A 14,763-nucleotide genomic window follows, 5' to 3' on the forward strand; every position below is an offset into this window, starting at 1 on the left:
TTTTTCTGTTGAAATATTAAAAAAAACTGTATAAATCGCAAAAGGAAAACGTTTATAATAGATTTACAGAAAGAGGCGATAATACATGAAAAAAAATATTGCTGCAGCTATAGAAGAAGAAATCCAAACAGATGAATTCCAAGTTCCAGCTTTCGGGTATGAACTGATCAGGGAAACTTTATTGAACGATATCCTGGGGAAAGATTCTTATCAAATCTTATATTGGGCGGGTAAACAACTAGCAAGGAAATTCCCTTTGAATGGCGATCAGGAATTGGTTGCATTTTTCCATAGTGCAGGCTGGGGCCATCTTGAAATCATAAAGCTTTCCAAATCCGAGATGGAGTTATCCTTGTCAGGAGAAATGGTCGCCCGTCGTCTGGATCTATATCCCGACAGTCATTTTCAACTTGAAGCCGGATTTCTTGCCGAGCAATTCACCTTACAAAAAAGGTTCCTCAGTGAAGCTACGGAAGAAATCAAACGTCGTGCAAAAAAAGTCGAATTCACCATCTGCTGGGACCCGAAAGATCCAATTTAACGGCTTCTTTAAAATGGGTTGAAATGTAGGAAGCCTGCGTCAAGTTTGACTATTTCCAAGTGGTCTTCTTCCAAGAGTGATTCTTTAGCTAGTACTTACACCCATTACACAAAACAGCATATACGATACATAAAATAGAAGTTATAGGTGTGTAATTCCAATTCTTCTTTTCCTAATGGCTATATAATAAGAAGAAAGTAATCTTTTTTTGGATAGATTCTACCCTGATTTAAACAAAAGGAGTCAAATAACCTGAGTCCCCCTCACTCTCGGACTCAGGTTATCGGACTCCTTTTTTTCATAATTGTTAATCATTTAACACCCTTACTTTGAAATTGAAGGAATTCTCGTTCTGAACATAACACGAAGTGTCCTGGTTTCACTTCTCGCATTTTGACTTCTTCATCCGCCGTATAAGCATGTGTAGCGGGATTATACCCCTTCCGTTGCCTAGTCCGTTCCAATTCTGGATCCGGATGCGGAATCGCAGATAACAGGGATTGTGTATACGGATGTATTGGGTTGTTATAAAGCTCTTCACTAGGTGCAAGCTCCACTAACTTACCAAAGTACATGACGCCGATTCTGTCACTGATATACTTGACCATCGATAAATCATGGGCAATGAATAAATAGGTTAAGTTTTTTTCTTTTTGAAGCTTTTTCAACAGATTGACTACCTGTGCCTGAATGGACACGTCCAGTGCTGAAATTGGTTCATCCGCGATGATGAATTCCGGTTCCACGGCAAGTGCCCGTGCAATTCCAATTCGCTGACGCTGTCCCCCCGAGAATTCGTGCGGATACCGATTTGCATGTTCGCGATTTAGCCCGACTGTTTCGAGTAAATGGTAAACCCGTTCCATGCGCTCTTCTTTTGTCTTGGCCAGCCCATGGTTATCGATGCCTTCTGCGATAATATCCGCAATCTTCATTTTAGGATTCAAGGATGCATATGGATCTTGAAAAATCATTTGCATCTTTCTGTTCATATCTTTCAGTTTTTTCCTCGATTTCTTTCCATGGACACTTTCCCCTTTGAAAAGTACCTCGCCATCGGTTGCATCATACAGGCGAATGATTGTACGTCCTGTTGTCGATTTACCGCAACCTGACTCTCCAACAAACCCAAGCGTTTCCCCTTGATAAATATCAAAAGAAATATCATCGATTGCTTTCACCATATTAGGCTTTCCGTTATTGAAGTATTGTTTTAAATGTTTGACTTCCACGAGTTTTTCACGTTGTTCCATTATTTAGCGACCCCCTGAACGAACTGCTTCATGCGTTTTTGTACAGCTAGAGGTGGTGTCACCTCAGGTGCATCTGGATGTAAAAGCCATGTGGCTGCATAATGCGTCTCGGATACTTTGAATACGGGTGGCTGTTGTTCTAAATCAATCTGCATTGCATATTCATTCCTCGGCGCAAACGCGTCACCTTTTGGCGGGTTCAGCAAATTGGGTGGCGTGCCCGGGATCGTGTACAAATCATGTTCCCCCGTATCTTCGAGGCTAGGCATGGAACTGATAAGTCCCCATGTATAAGGGTGCTGCGGATTATAAAAGATTTCATCCGCCGTACCTATTTCAACGATTTTCCCTGCATACATCACAGCTACACGATCCGCTATGTTCGCAACCACTCCCAGATCATGGGTGATGAAGATAATCGATGTTTCTATTTTCTTTTGTAAATCCTTCATCAATTCAAGAATTTGAGCTTGAATGGTCACATCCAATGCAGTCGTAGGCTCATCCGCAATCAATACTTTGGGATTACACGCCAAAGCTATCGCGATGACCACACGTTGTCTCATTCCTCCCGAAAATTGGTGGGGATATTGTTCGAAACGCTGCTTAGCATTAGGAATGCCCACAAGTTCCAATAGTTCGATCGAACGTAACTTCGCCGCCGCCTTACTGACGTTTTGATGTTTTAAAATGGGCTCCATTATCTGTTTGCCCACCTTGATCGTTGGGTTCAACGAAGTCATTGGATCTTGGAAAATCATCGAAATATCTTTACCTCTGACCTTTTGCATATCCTTATTAGAAAGTTTGGCCAGATCCTTTCCTTCAAAAAGGATTTCACCACTTTTAATTTCTGAATTATTTGCTGGCAACAATCTCATGATTGATTTGGATGTCACGGACTTACCCGATCCGGATTCTCCTACAATCGCCAAGGTTTCCCCTTTTTTCAGTTCAAAGTTCACACCACGGATTGCCTGGACTTCACCAGAAAAGGTATGAAACGATACATGTAAATCTTTCACTTCCAATAAGTTTTCCATTTCATTTCCTCCTTCTCTTAATCTCGCATTTTTGGATCCAATGCATCTCGAAGCCCATCGGCGATCATATTGAAGCAAACCATGATCAGACTGATGAAAAATGCTGGGAATAACATCAGATGTGGGTATAGTCTAAGCGTTTTGAATCCATCGTTGATCAACGTCCCAAGGGATGCAAGTGGTGATTGTAGACCCAGTCCAATGAAACTCAAGAAAGCTTCGAAGAATATCGCACTCGGAATGGTGAACATCGTATTGATGATGATGACGCTCGCTAAGTTTGGTAGCAAATGCTTTAAAATGATCTTGAAATTTGAGCTTCCCAATGTCCGCGAAGCCAAGACGAATTCTTGTTCTTTTAATTTCATCACCTGAGCACGAACGACACGGGACATGCTTGTCCAGCTCGTAATGGCTAGGGCAATCGTGATGGACATGATCCCAGGCTCGAAAACAAGGATCATTAAAATGACCACAACTAGGTTAGGGACACCTGAAACGACTTCGACAATACGTTGCATGACATTATCAAGTTTCCCACCGTAATATCCGGAAATGGCTCCATACGCTACACCGATAAGCATATCAAGCAAAGCCGCTAAAAAGGCGATATACAAAGATATTTGAATCCCCTTGGCCACTCGGGTAAGTACATCCCGGCCAAGTCCGTCCGTTCCGAACCAGTAATGCTCTTCAATGTTTTTTTGTTCGTAAACATCCACCACATTACCATTGGCCATTGTCCTTGTACCATCAAAAGGAAGCCAACTTACATTTTCCAATCCTGGAATTTTCGCTGGTAAATTGGTTCTCTTTAAATCTTGTTCATCTAATCCATGTCCACTAATAAGGGGACCCACCCAAGCAAAAATAAAGACCAAAGCAATTAAAACCATACTGACTAGGGCTGCTTTATTTTTACGGATACGCATCCAAGAATCCTGCCAGAAACTTATACTTGGTTTATTGATCGCTTCGCTTATGGTGGCGTCCATAATGGCAGGCGCAAATTGACTTTTTGACATTCTCACTATTTTGTTTGCCATTATTTTTTCCCCCCTGCTAACCTAATACGTGGATCGATAATACCGTAGAGAATGTCAACCAATAGAACGATGACGATAAAGAGGAATGAAAACAGCAATGTCGTTCCCATGATTACCGAGTAATCATTCACCGTTATCGATTTAACGAATTGTTCCCCGATTCCAGGTATACCGAATATTTGTTCAATGACGAGTGAACCCGTCATAAGTGACACTGTTAATGGTCCGAGTACAGTTATGACAGGAATCAGAGCATTTCGCAGTCCATGTTTAAACGCCACTTCAAAATTACTTGCCCCCTTCGCTTTAGCGAGGGTGATATAATCCGAACCGAGTACATCGATCATTTCCGTCCTCATGAAACGTGCCGATGTGGCTATAGGGAACATTGCTAAGGCAAGCGTTGGCATAATGCTATACTCCCAACCCTTCCAGAACATGACGGGCAGCCATCCCATCTTCACTCCAACATAATATTGCAGCAAACCGGCAAACACGAAACTTGGTATCGATTTACCCAAGACCGCTATGAATGTTGTTCCATAATCGACCCATGTATTTTGTTTGAGGGCTCCTATCACACCCAGAATAATCCCAAAAATCGTTCCGAAAAACATTGCTTGAAATCCTAATACCAAGGAAGGCTGAATCCTTTCGCCCAGCAATTGCGTAACTGGTGTATTATTGAATTGAAACGAAACTCCTAAATCTCCCTGTACTAGGTTCAGCATGTATTTCCCATACTGGACAGGCACCGGCTCATTCAATCCATACTTGTTCTCCATGATTTGGAATTGAGCCTCCGATAACTTGCTTGCATTTGCAAATGGAGAGCCCGGGATCAACTTCATGAGGAAGAACGTCAAGCTCGCGATGATAAACAAAGTAATTAACATATATATAATCCGTTGCGTTAGATATCTGGCCATTTGTACACCTCACAAAATAAAATTCTCACTTTTTCGACAATAGTTTTATAGTGAAAAGAGAGTATATACTAGTGATATACTCTCTTTTCTAGTTTGTTTTAGAAGATGCTTATTCTACTACTGTTACGCCTTTGTAGTAATAATGTGGTCCTAAGTCACTCTTAACAATTCCTTTGACTTTAGGATTTACTAGGATGTTCTCTACTCGTTGGTAAATTGGTGCGATTCCGAAGTCTTCAGTCAAGAAAAGCTTTTCAGCATCTTGCATGGCTTTCGCATATGCTGCCGGATCGTCCGTCAATTCGTTTGTGGCTTTATTGATCAGTGCATCGTATTCTGGATTAGAATAGTCCATTTCATTATTTGTTCCACCTGTTAACCAAAGATCGGTAAATGAGATGGCATCTTTATAATCCGGTCCCCAACCTGATACGACCAAGTCATAATCGCCTTTTTTCGTACGGTCCAATCGAATCGAGAATGGAACGCTTTCGACTTTGATTGTTAAACCAGGAAGGTTTTTCTCTAATTGGTTCTTCATATACTCACCGATTTTTTTCGCAGAATCGGTTTCATCCCCCATATATCGAAGGGTAAGTTCCTTCACGCCCAACTCTTTTAATCCTTTTTCCCAAGCAGCTTTTGCTTCTTTTGCGTTAAACGTAATCAAATCTTCATTTGCCGAACGGAAGTCTTTTCCATCATAACTAACGAAATCTTTTGGCACGAAGTAGTTGGCTGCTACTGAACCATCGCCCAACACGCTTGATGCAAGATCTTCTTTATTGAAAGCTTTTGCAAGCGCTTCGCGGATATTGACATTCTTAAGTGCTTCATTTTTCTGGTTCATCTTCATCCAGAATACCGTTGGTGCCAAGTTGGTTTGTAACCGCTCGTCCCCTTCATATTGTGGGACCAGTTCAGATGTCAGTAAATCCGTAATGTCTGCTTCACCAGCTTCAAATGCATTAACTTGCGCATTGTTATCTTTTGAAACATTGACCGTGATTTTCTCTAATTTAACTGAATCTGCATCGCGGTAATTCTTGTTCTTTTGAAGTTCCCATTCTGTCGCAGTTGGGCCATTCCAAGAAGTCATGACAAAGGGACCATTGTATAAGAGCGTTTCTGCACTTGTAGCGTACTTGTCACCTTGTTCTGTAACGAACTTTTCGTTTTGCGGGAAGAATGTCGCAAACGATAAATACTCTTTCCAGTATGCAAGTGGTTTTTCAAATGTAATTTCCAATGTTTTGTCGTCAACCGCTTGCACACCAAGGCTGTCTAAATCGTATTTTTTCTTTTCAGCAGCTGCCTTCGTAATTTCTGTTGCACCTGCGATTTTGCCATTCATCATATATGGACCATATTCAGAAGCTACTTCAGGATCCATCGCCCGTTTAAAAGCAAAAACGAAATCATTTGCCGTAACTGGGTCACCGTTCGACCACTTTGAATCTATTAATTTAAACGTATATGTTTTTCCGTCTTCACTGACTTCAGGTTCTCCGTCAACAAGAGCCGGCACTGTCTCTCCGTCCTTATCAATGGTATATAAGCCTTCGTTCACATTGTTCAAATAGTTGAATCCTACTGTATCTGTTGTTTTAACGGAATCCATGACTGGGATTTCCGATTTACTCATAATACTAATCTCTTGTTTTTCAGCTAATTTCGTTCCATCTGACTTCTTCTCAGAATTATCTGAATTTCCGCCACATGCTGCTAGAATGACGCTAAGAACTAGCATAAGACCAGCAAAGATTGTGATTTTAGACTTTTTCATCTACTTTGACCTTCTTTCTATATTTTAAAATCATATTTTCATTATACTGATTTTTTTGATTTTGTATATAAGTTAGAATAATAAATTATTTCTAAAAAATTAAAAATACTCAAAAACCAAGGAAAACATAGGTTTTTACTACTTTAAGGCTTTAAAGTGCTGCTTGCGCCGTTTTATCGGATTTTTTAGAATACTATTATGTTTTTTACTATCGCTTTTTCATACTATTTCAAAAAATCATTTTTGTTTATTTAGTGTTTTTGATATACTTATAAAAAGAAAATCGAGGTAAAAAGAATGAAAAAAATACTTATAGGTACGGGATTTGGTATCGTGCTATCCATTTTGTTATCCCTTATATTCCATCAAAATCTCTCTCTATTGAATTTTATTAATATGACCTTTTACATCAGTGGAGGACTGATTCTTCTAGCATTGGTTACTTTCGTCGTCCAACGAGGATTTTTCGACGTAGTCTTTTATAGTTTCCGGAGAGTATTCCAAATACAAAATCAGCATGTAGGGGAGGAAAAAGAAGACATCCCTAAACTTTCCGATATCATCTCCCTTTCCTCTTCCTTCACCCTTGTCGTAGGTCTTATCCTATTTTGCATCATGCTACTCTCTCTAGCCGTCTATTATCTTTAATCTTAATCTTTCCATAGAGTCCGGGCACCGAAAAAGGGCAACCTTTTTTTAGGTGCCCTTTTTCTTTATAAAAGCATTAGGTACATCTTTTCATCAGTTTTAATCAATCAGGCAAGGACTTTGGCGTGCTGTCCAAGTTTGAACGCCTCGTGAAGCGCTTCGACCGCTTTGACCATTTCCTTTTCGTTTACGACGGTAGAAACTTTGATTTCCGAAGTGCTGACCATTTTCACTTGGATCCCTGTATTCGCCATGACTTCAAACATCTCTGCGGCCACTCCGGGATTGGAAACCATTCCTGAACCGACGATAGAGACTTTAGCCAACTCGCCTTCCGTTTCTATACCATCAAATTCCAACTGGCTTTTATTGTTTTCAAGAACCATTAAAGCTGCTTTTGTATCTTCGCTTTTAATAGAGAAAGAGAGATTGGTCGTATCTTCTGATGTCATGCTCTGGATGATGATATCTACATTTATGTGATTTTTCGCCAGTGTCGTGAAAATCGTGGATAATACACCAAGTGACCGAGGCAAGCCGTTCACTGTAACTCTTGTGATGCTATCCTCAAAAGCAATACCCCGTACAATTAAATTCTCTTCCATATTCGCTTCCTCCTCAATGATGGTCCCAGATTCTTTTTCTAAGCTTGAACGGACTTCAAGCGAGATTTGATAGTTTTTTGCATATTCAACGGCCCTTGGGTGCAGGACCCCAGCCCCTAAATGGGCCAGCTCCAACATTTCGTCATAAGATACGGATGTTAATTTCCTGGCGTTTTTTATGTAGCGTGGATCTGTTGTGAAAACACCGGTTACATCGGTATAAATATCGCATCGGTTTGCGTGTAGTGCTGCGGCTATGGCAACCGCCGTTGTATCGGAACCGCCCCGACCCAATGTCGTGATTTCCCCATGTTCATCCATTCCTTGAAAACCGGCAACGATGACGATCTTTTTTGCTTGCAACTGAGCTTGAATTCTGGAAGCATCGATATTTAAAATTCGCGCATTTCCGTGAACGGACTCTGTCTGCATCCCAGCCTGCCAGCCCGTAAAGGATACGGCTTCATGCCCCTTTTCCACCAATGCCATCGTTAACAAGGCAATCGTAACTTGTTCCCCGGTCGTCAATAACATATCCATTTCCCTCTTACTTGGGGATGCGGAAATATCTCTCGCCATGGAAACCAATTCATCCGTTGTCTTCCCCATTGCCGAAACAACGACAACGACGTCATTACCTTTTTCAGCTTCCTCGATTACACGATTAGCGACATGTTTGATTTTCTCGACACTCCCTACAGAAGTACCGCCAAATTTTTGTACAATCAGTGCCATTCTCATGCACCCTCTCTATCTTTTTTAGGCAATAAAAAAAGCAATGAGAATATCTCATTGCTGTGGTTACGTATCCGTTCAGTAATCACAGTGAGATAGCTCTCCAAGGTATCAACCCTGACAATCTGCCATCTTTTAAATGGTCAGACCAGAAAAACAAGGTATGAGTCTTGTTTTCCTTCGGCGTCATTCCCTTTCAAAACCCTTCATTGAAGCTCATACTTCTCTAGGTTTTTACTATTGAATTCCGCACCTCTATCAGCACTTTAAATTGTCTTGTTTAAAAATTCCTTTTAAGCATAGCATAGGAAAAAGACACTCGCAAGGTCATTCTTGTAATTTTCTAAAGATTCCATCCGCTACATTTTTAGGCATTCCCGCTTCGATTATCTGTTCGACTGAGGCCTCTTTCATTTTTTTCAATGACCCGAAATGCCGAAACAGCTGCTTTCTTCTTTTCTCACCTACACCTGGAATATCATCCAGAAGTGAATGAATGGCATTTTTCCCACGAAGCTGGCGATGGAAAGTAATCGCGAACCGATGCACTTCATCTTGGATTCTTTGTAGCAAGTAAAATTCCTGACTTCGCGAATCAAGTGGAATCAGTTCGAGCGGGTTTCCAATCATCAATTGGGATGTCCTGTGTTTTTCATCCTTAATAAGGCCAGAAAGCGGAATATCGAGACCGAGTTCATTTTCCAAAATGTCCCGAACGGCCTCCACATGTCCTTTCCCTCCATCGATGATGATCAAGTCAGGAAGTGGAAGGCCATCTTTTAAGACGCGTGAATATCTCCTTCGGACAACTTCACGCATCGATTCGTAATCATCAGGCCCTTTCACCGTTTTAATTTTATACTTTCGATACTCCCGCTTTTCCGGTTTGCCATCAATGAAAACGACCAAAGCAGATACAGGATCACTTCCTTGAATATTCGAGTTATCAAAAGCCTCGATACGATGTGGAGTGTAGATGCCTAACTTATCCCCTAAATTCTCCACTGCCTTGATCGTTCTTTCTTCATCCCGTTCAATTAATGAGAACTTCTCTTGAAGGGCGATGGAGGCGTTTTTATTTGCCAGTTGCAGCATATCCTTTTTCGCGCCCCTTTTCGGATGAAGCGTTTTTACACCAAGCAAGCTCTCCGCCAGCTCGGCATCAACAGACTCCGGCAACAATATCTCTTTTGGCTTAAAGTGATTGGCCTTTTCATAAAACTGTCCAAGATACGTAAGAAGCTCCTGTTCCGGTTCATCGTAGACCGGAAAGAGCGAAACATCTCTTTCAATCAGTTTCCCTTGACGCACAAAAAATACTTGTACGCACATCCACCCTTTATCATAGGCAAAACCGAATACGTCCCTGTCAATGAAATCAGTCGTCATCATTTTCTGTTTTTCCATTGTAATCTCGATGTGGGCAATTTTATCCCGATATTCCTTCGCCCGTTCAAAATCGAGCATTTCAGAGGCTTCAAGCATTTTTTCCGTGAGTTCTTTCTTTATCTCGGTATGACCGCCATTTAAAAATCGGTTAATATCATCGACGATTTGCTTATATTCCCGTTCCTCTACATCATAAACGCAAGGGGCCAAGCACTGGCCAAGGTGGTAATATAGGCAGACACGGTCTGGAAGCGTATTACATTTCCTTAATGGATAGATCCGATCCAGAAGTTTCTTCGTTTCATTGGCCGCAAAAGCATTGGGATAAGGACCAAAGTATTTCCCTTTATCTTTTTTGACTTTTCTCGTGATGATCAAACGCGGGTGTTTTTCAGCCGTCAACTTGATGAATGGGTAGGTCTTGTCATCCTTCAACATGACGTTATATTTTGGATCGTGTTTTTTGATTAAATTCAGTTCTAAAATAAGCGCCTCGATATTGGAGGAGGTGACGATATACTCGAAATCCTCGATTTCATTTACGAGCCTGAATGTTTTCCCATCATGTGAGCCCGTGAAATATGAGCGGACGCGGTTTTTCAATACTTTCGCCTTGCCAACATAAATGATCGTTCCCTGACGATCCTTCATTAAATAACAACCAGGCTGATCAGGGAGAAGGGCAAGTTTATTCTTTATCCGTTGATTCATGCATTCAGCCTCCTGTTCTCCCATTCTACAATCAATTATATATCAAGATACAAAAAAAAGCTTCAAGTCCGTAGACCTGAAGCTCTTCCTTCATTCAAATTAAGCGTGTTTAGCAAGAAGTTCAGCAAGAGCTTCCTTCGGTTGGAATCCAACCACTTTATCCACAACTTCACCGTCTTTAAGAACGATTAAAGTAGGGATGCTCATAACGCCGAATTTTCCAGCTGTTTCTTGGTTTTCATCAACGTCCACTTTTACGATTTTTGCTTTGTCGCCAATTTCTTCATCTAACTCGTGAAGAACAGGAGCGATCATTTTGCATGGTCCACACCATGGAGCCCAAAAGTCTACAAGAACGACACCTTCATTAGTATCTGCTGTGAATGTTTGATCAGTTGAATTTACGATAGCCATATATTTTATCCTCCTAAAATGTACTCAAATAACTATAGACAGTATAACATTGTAACAGGAACAGATGCTATTATTTTGCTTCAATGGTAGCATGTCCATAAACAGAGAAAAAATACTGCCTAGAACCTAATAGATTGTCATAAAAAGAAAAGGCGCTTGCCAGTTCATTCCCTGACAGACGCCTTTTCTTTTATATCAACTTACAAATCAAGCATTCACTTTTAACTTTTTGAATTCTTCCGTTAACAATGGGATAACTTCGAATAAGTCCCCGACGATTCCGTAATCGGCCACATTGAAAATATTGGCTTCAGGATCTTTATTGATGGCTACGATGATTTTGGAGTTGGACATCCCCGCTAAATGCTGGATGGCTCCGGAAATTCCGCAGGCAATATAAAGGTCAGGCGTGACAACTTTACCCGTTTGTCCGATTTGCAAAGAGTAATCGCAATAATCAGCATCACATGCACCACGAGAGGCTCCTACTGCTCCCCCAAGAACTTCAGCAAGCTCTTTCAAAGGTTCGAATCCATCTTCACTTTTCACACCTCGCCCACCGGCGATGACCACTTTCGCTTCTGAAAGGTCGACCCCTTCACTTGCCTTTCTTACTACATCCTTGATAATTGTACGTAAATCTTTAATATCCACATTTAATGTAGATACATCCCCAGAACGGGACTCATCTTTCGATAGAGGTTCAATGTTATTCGGACGGATGGTCGCGAATACAATACCGTCTGTGACGATTTTCTTTTCAAAGGCTTTACCTGAATATATCGGGCGAGTGAAGACGATATTTCCGCCTTCTTCTTCAATGGACGTCACATCTGAAATCAAACCTGATTCCAGCTTGCCAGCTAATTTAGGAGCCAAGTCTTTCCCTAATGCCGTATGACCGAAGAAAATGCCTTCTGGTTTTTCTTGCTCGATAATAGCTAGTAAACTTTGAGCATATCCATCTGATGTATATTGTTTTAATTGATCGTTTTCGACCACTACCACTCGGTCGGCACCATACTGAATCAATTCACTCCCAAAAGACTGAACACTGTCACCAACTAAAACACCTACGATTTCTCCGCCGTCTGCAGCAAGTTTAGCCGCTCCGATAGCTTCGAACGATACATTTCTAAGAGAACCATCGCGTACTTCGCCCAATACAAGAAACTTTCTAGCCATTTTTAAAAACCTCCTGTGCTCTATTTTATCTTTTTGTTGTGTTTTATTTTCAATAGAAATCCTTCTATTAGATTACTTTTGCTTCACTGCGTAATAATTGAACAAGTTCGCTAACTTGGTTCGGAATCTCACCATTCAATACTTTACCAGCTTCTTTTTTGGCTGGAAGGAAGATCTCAATCGTTTTTGTTTTTGCCTCGACATCGTCTTCTTCCAAATCCAAATCATCCAATTCCAACTCTTCAAGCGGTTTCTTCTTCGCTTTCATGATCCCCGGTAAAGATGGATAACGAGGCTCGTTCAAACCTTGCTGCGCCGTTACCAGCAGTGGAAGTGAGGCTTCGATTGTTTCTGAATCCCCTTCTACATCACGGATAACGCTTACATTTCCACCTGAAATGCTTAATTTCGTAATGGTTGTGATATAAGGGATATCCAATATTTCTGCTACACGCGGTCCTACTTGTCCAGATCCACCATCAATGGCCACGTTACCTGCAATGATCAGATCAGCTTCTTTATCTTTTAAGTACTCTCCAATAATTTTGGCAGTCGTGAATTGATCGCCATTTTCTATGTCGTCTTCGATATTTATTAGAACAGCTTTGTCAGCACCCATAGCAAGCGCTGTACGCAATTGTTTTTCAGCCTCTTCAGAACCGACGGAAATAACCGTTACTTCTCCACCTTGAGCATCACGCACTTGGATGGCTTCTTCTACGGCATACTCATCGTATGGATTGATGATGAATTCTGCTCCATCCTCATTAATTTTCCCGTTGGAAAGCGTAATTTTTTCTTCTGTATCAAATGTTCTTTTCAGTAGCACATAAATGTTCACGATAATACCTCCCGAATAATTTGAGTTTTGAAGATTGTGTTTTTTAGGCATACTTATAATGGTATTCTTCAGAATTCCTTAAAATCCTGCATTTTTTTTAAATATAAGTAATAAATTTACTAATCAAAAGGATGGCTTAAGGATCATTCTCCTTTAAATACCGGTTCCCTTTTATTTATAAAAGCATCGATTCCCTCTTTTGCATCAGCGCTGTCAAAGGCTTCTCCGAATAGGACGGTTTCCTTTTCTACACCTTTATAGTAGGAATCACCCTTCGAATAATTCAATAGTTCGATAGCGGACTTCAAGGCTAGCGGGCTTTTCTTGACAATCTTAGCGGCTAATTCCTTAGCTTTAGGCAATAATTCTTCATCAGTGTAAGCGTGGTTTGCCAAACCCCACTGTACAGCTTGTTGACCCGTTATTGGCTCACTCGTAAATAGCATTTCAGCAGCTTTTGCCGTTCCAACATACCGTGGTAGGCGCTGTGAACCAGCATATCCAGGAATCAATCCAAGTTGCAACTCAGGCAAACCTAATTTTGCACGTTCAGTTACTAACCGAATGTGACAGGCCATGGCCAGTTCCAGTCCTCCGCCAAGAGCAGCTCCGTGAATAGCTGCAATTACCGGCTTTGGAAACGATTCGATTCTCTCAAACACAGATTGACCATTTTGGGCTAGTTTCACAAAGGCTTTACCGTTTTTCACACTAGTGAATTCTTTAATATCCGCTCCAGCAGAGAAGAACCTTCCCTCACCATGGAGTAACACCACACGCACTTCTTCATTGCTTTCGATTTGATCGAAAGCCTGTGATAATTCTTCCACAATAGCGGAAGAAAGAGCGTTAGCAGGTGCATGGTTTATCGATATAATAGCAACGCGATCTTCGATTGCGAGTGTAAGGTATTCCATATTGATCTCCCCCATCATAGTCAAACTTTTTTGAAAATTCGTTATGTACTTCGGTAAAAGGCAGGTAGCCAAATGGCTAGAGGATGGTTCTGGCCATCCTCTATTTTATCTTTACCGTTTCGTGCCACAACCACCGAGTAGAAGGCGATGAACATCTGACGCAAGGTCAGCAAGTGAATATTTTTGTTCATTCATCACCCAAGTTGTTGCTGTTTCATCAATCGTTCCAAAAATCATTTGCCTTGCGAGTAAGTTATTTAAATCAGGCAGGAATTCACCATTTTCTTTCCCATCGGTAATGATTTGATCAATTACATTTAAATATCCTTTTAATACTTCATTAATCCTAAGTCGTAATTCTTTGTTTGACTGTCTTAATTCCAATTGAGTGACAATTGCTAAATTCACGTCTTCTGAAAGGATTTGAAAATGTTTTTGAATTAATAGGAACAGTTTTTCTGAAACTGATGTCTTACCCTTTAATTCTTCTTCAATTTGTTCTACAAAGTAGCCCATTTTTTCATGAAATAATGATATTAAAATATCTTCTTTATTCTTAAAATAAAGATATATAGTACCATCTGCCACGCCTGCTTGCTTGGCAATTTTTGATACTTGCGCTTGGTAATAACCATTTTGTGCGATGACGATAACAGCTGCATCAATAATTTGGTTATACTTTGGTTTGTTGCGTTTCACTGGATGTCCCCTTTCAGAAAA

General features: G+C 40.8%; 14 protein-coding genes and 1 riboswitch. Of the genes, 2 read left to right on the plus strand and 12 right to left on the minus strand.

Annotation, left to right across the window (positions count from 1 at the left end; translation table 11 throughout):
* Positions 1-85: 85 nt before the first annotated feature.
* Positions 86-541 carry a YslB family protein gene (locus ACQKL0_RS06445; protein ID WP_407407464.1) on the plus strand — a complete coding sequence of 152 codons (456 nt, stop codon included), beginning with the start codon at positions 86-88 and terminating at the stop codon, positions 539-541.
* Between the two features lie 311 nt (positions 542-852).
* On the opposite strand, the gene ACQKL0_RS06450 is transcribed toward ACQKL0_RS06445, so the two are convergent.
* From ACQKL0_RS06450 to ACQKL0_RS06470, 5 genes are all read right to left on the minus strand, one after another.
* On the minus strand, positions 853-1,794 hold the full coding sequence (locus ACQKL0_RS06450) for an ABC transporter ATP-binding protein (protein WP_407407462.1): 942 nt from the start codon (positions 1,792-1,794) through the stop codon (positions 853-855).
* On the minus strand, positions 1,794-2,837 hold the full coding sequence (locus ACQKL0_RS06455) for an ABC transporter ATP-binding protein (protein ID WP_427686722.1): 1,044 nt from the start codon (positions 2,835-2,837) through the stop codon (positions 1,794-1,796). Before ACQKL0_RS06455 ends, ACQKL0_RS06450 begins: the two co-directional genes overlap by 1 nt.
* A gap of 17 nt (positions 2,838-2,854) precedes the next feature.
* Positions 2,855-3,883, minus strand: a complete 1,029-nt coding sequence (opp3C, locus tag ACQKL0_RS06460) for an oligopeptide ABC transporter permease (RefSeq protein ID WP_402874544.1) — start codon at positions 3,881-3,883, stop codon at positions 2,855-2,857.
* On the minus strand, positions 3,883-4,812 hold the full coding sequence (gene opp3b, locus ACQKL0_RS06465; protein ID WP_402874541.1) for an oligopeptide ABC transporter permease: 930 nt from the start codon (positions 4,810-4,812) through the stop codon (positions 3,883-3,885). Before opp3b ends, opp3C begins: the two co-directional genes overlap by 1 nt.
* A 109-nt stretch (positions 4,813-4,921) precedes the next feature.
* Complete coding sequence (locus ACQKL0_RS06470) at positions 4,922-6,598, minus strand: peptide ABC transporter substrate-binding protein (RefSeq protein ID WP_402958099.1); 1,677 nt, start codon at positions 6,596-6,598, stop codon at positions 4,922-4,924.
* A 297-nt stretch (positions 6,599-6,895) separates the two neighbouring features.
* On the opposite strand from ACQKL0_RS06470, the gene ACQKL0_RS06475 reads away from it, so the two are divergent.
* A complete protein-coding gene (locus tag ACQKL0_RS06475; protein WP_427686724.1) occupies positions 6,896-7,246 on the plus strand; it encodes a DUF3899 domain-containing protein in 351 nt (116 codons plus the stop codon).
* Positions 7,247-7,353: 107 nt separating this feature from the next.
* Here ACQKL0_RS06475 and ACQKL0_RS06480 read toward each other — a convergent pair whose 3' ends face one another.
* The 7 genes from ACQKL0_RS06480 to ACQKL0_RS06510 form a co-directional block, all read right to left on the minus strand.
* A complete protein-coding gene (locus tag ACQKL0_RS06480; protein ID WP_402874533.1) occupies positions 7,354-8,586 on the minus strand; it encodes an aspartate kinase in 1,233 nt (410 codons plus the stop codon).
* An 88-nt stretch (positions 8,587-8,674) separates the two neighbouring features.
* Positions 8,675-8,852, minus strand: a riboswitch (Lysine riboswitch).
* A 61-nt stretch (positions 8,853-8,913) separates the two neighbouring features.
* Positions 8,914-10,686: an excinuclease ABC subunit UvrC gene (gene uvrC / locus ACQKL0_RS06485; RefSeq protein ID WP_427686726.1), complete on the minus strand. Its 1,773-nt coding sequence runs from the start codon at positions 10,684-10,686 to the stop codon at positions 8,914-8,916.
* Between the two features lie 99 nt (positions 10,687-10,785).
* Complete coding sequence (trxA, locus tag ACQKL0_RS06490) at positions 10,786-11,100, minus strand: thioredoxin (RefSeq protein WP_402874527.1); 315 nt, start codon at positions 11,098-11,100, stop codon at positions 10,786-10,788.
* A 207-nt stretch (positions 11,101-11,307) separates the two neighbouring features.
* Positions 11,308-12,285: an electron transfer flavoprotein subunit alpha/FixB family protein gene (locus tag ACQKL0_RS06495; protein WP_402874524.1), complete on the minus strand. Its 978-nt coding sequence runs from the start codon at positions 12,283-12,285 to the stop codon at positions 11,308-11,310.
* Positions 12,286-12,352: 67 nt separating this feature from the next.
* Entirely contained in the window at positions 12,353-13,126 is a 774-nt protein-coding gene (locus tag ACQKL0_RS06500) for an electron transfer flavoprotein subunit beta/FixA family protein (protein WP_402874521.1), read from the minus strand.
* Between the two features lie 143 nt (positions 13,127-13,269).
* Positions 13,270-14,043, minus strand: a complete 774-nt coding sequence (locus tag ACQKL0_RS06505; RefSeq protein ID WP_427686728.1) for an enoyl-CoA hydratase — start codon at positions 14,041-14,043, stop codon at positions 13,270-13,272.
* Positions 14,044-14,154: 111 nt separating this feature from the next.
* Positions 14,155-14,742 carry a TetR/AcrR family transcriptional regulator gene (locus tag ACQKL0_RS06510; RefSeq protein WP_402874515.1) on the minus strand — a complete coding sequence of 196 codons (588 nt, stop codon included), beginning with the start codon at positions 14,740-14,742 and terminating at the stop codon, positions 14,155-14,157.
* Positions 14,743-14,763 lie beyond the last annotated feature (21 nt).

Origin of the sequence: Peribacillus sp. NPDC097264 (assembly GCF_050277925.1) — a bacterium.
GTDB lineage: Bacteria > Bacillota > Bacilli > Bacillales > DSM-1321 > Peribacillus.

What these genes read in the sequence shown, in the direction of transcription:
- ACQKL0_RS06445 (WP_407407464.1), top strand. Translation starts at nt 86, where the DNA reads ATGAAAAAAAATATTGCTGCAGCTATAGAAGAAGAAATCCAAACAGAT.
- ACQKL0_RS06450 (WP_407407462.1), bottom strand. Translation starts at nt 1,794, where the DNA reads ATGGAACAACGTGAAAAACTCGTGGAAGTCAAACATTTAAAACAATAC.
- ACQKL0_RS06455 (WP_427686722.1), bottom strand. Translation starts at nt 2,837, where the DNA reads ATGGAAAACTTATTGGAAGTGAAAGATTTACATGTATCGTTTCATACC.
- opp3C (WP_402874544.1), bottom strand. Translation starts at nt 3,883, where the DNA reads ATGGCAAACAAAATAGTGAGAATGTCAAAAAGTCAATTTGCGCCTGCC.
- opp3b (WP_402874541.1), bottom strand. Translation starts at nt 4,812, where the DNA reads ATGGCCAGATATCTAACGCAACGGATTATATATATGTTAATTACTTTG.
- ACQKL0_RS06470 (WP_402958099.1), bottom strand. Translation starts at nt 6,598, where the DNA reads ATGAAAAAGTCTAAAATCACAATCTTTGCTGGTCTTATGCTAGTTCTT.
- ACQKL0_RS06475 (WP_427686724.1), top strand. Translation starts at nt 6,896, where the DNA reads ATGAAAAAAATACTTATAGGTACGGGATTTGGTATCGTGCTATCCATT.
- ACQKL0_RS06480 (WP_402874533.1), bottom strand. Translation starts at nt 8,586, where the DNA reads ATGGCACTGATTGTACAAAAATTTGGCGGTACTTCTGTAGGGAGTGTC.
- uvrC (WP_427686726.1), bottom strand. Translation starts at nt 10,686, where the DNA reads ATGAATCAACGGATAAAGAATAAACTTGCCCTTCTCCCTGATCAGCCT.
- trxA (WP_402874527.1), bottom strand. Translation starts at nt 11,100, where the DNA reads ATGGCTATCGTAAATTCAACTGATCAAACATTCACAGCAGATACTAAT.
- ACQKL0_RS06495 (WP_402874524.1), bottom strand. Translation starts at nt 12,285, where the DNA reads ATGGCTAGAAAGTTTCTTGTATTGGGCGAAGTACGCGATGGTTCTCTT.
- ACQKL0_RS06505 (WP_427686728.1), bottom strand. Translation starts at nt 14,043, where the DNA reads ATGGAATACCTTACACTCGCAATCGAAGATCGCGTTGCTATTATATCG.